We start from the raw sequence: 632 nt of genomic DNA, 5'->3' as shown, positions 1-632 counted from the left end.
ACTGATTTGAGCGTCAGATTTCGTGATGCTTGTCAGGGGGGCGGAGCCTATGGAAAAACGGCTTTGCCGCGGCCTTATCGTTTCCCTGTTAAACTTCTTCCTGGCATCCTCCAGGAAATTTCCGCCCCCTTCGTAAGCCCACACCGCTCGCCGCAGCCGAACGACCGAGCGCAGCGAGTCAGTGAGCGAGGAAGCGGAACATCACCTGCATTGCATATTCTGCTTACGCTCCGCTGCTGCATTTTTCTCCTGCCACATGAAGCACTTTCCCGACAACCGCACTCATGCCAACATAATAAGCCAGTATACACTCCGCTAGCGCTACGTGACTGGTTCAGGGCTGCGCCCCGAAACCCGCCAAAAGCCTGACGTGCCTGCGGCTTGTCCAACCCCGCGCCGACCGGGAAAGGCTTTCCCGCCCGTCCCGGCGTTATCAGGAGGCCGGTTTGTCAGAGAAACGGAACAAGATGCTCACCATGTGGGTGACGGAGGGCGAGCACCGGCGGCTGCTTGAGCGCTGCGACGGCAGGCCGCTGGCGGCGTGGATGCGGCAGACCTGCCTGGACGAAAAGCCTGCGCGCACCGGAAAGCTCCCCTCACTCTCGCCGGCGCTGCTGCGCCAGCTTGCCGGT

At 61.2% G+C, this 632-nt stretch carries 1 pseudogene; it reads left to right on the top strand.

The features are described from left to right. Positions 1–467 precede the first annotated feature (467 nt). A pseudogene (locus tag DW56_RS22780) lies at positions 468–632 on the top strand (MobC family plasmid mobilization relaxosome protein); the annotation flags it as partial.

The organism is Franconibacter helveticus LMG 23732 (assembly GCF_000463115.2).
In the GTDB taxonomy this organism is placed as follows: Bacteria; Pseudomonadota; Gammaproteobacteria; order Enterobacterales; family Enterobacteriaceae; genus Franconibacter; species Franconibacter helveticus.
The sequence above is the reverse complement of the archived record's forward strand: the minus strand, read 5'-3'. Positions and strand labels throughout refer to the sequence as shown.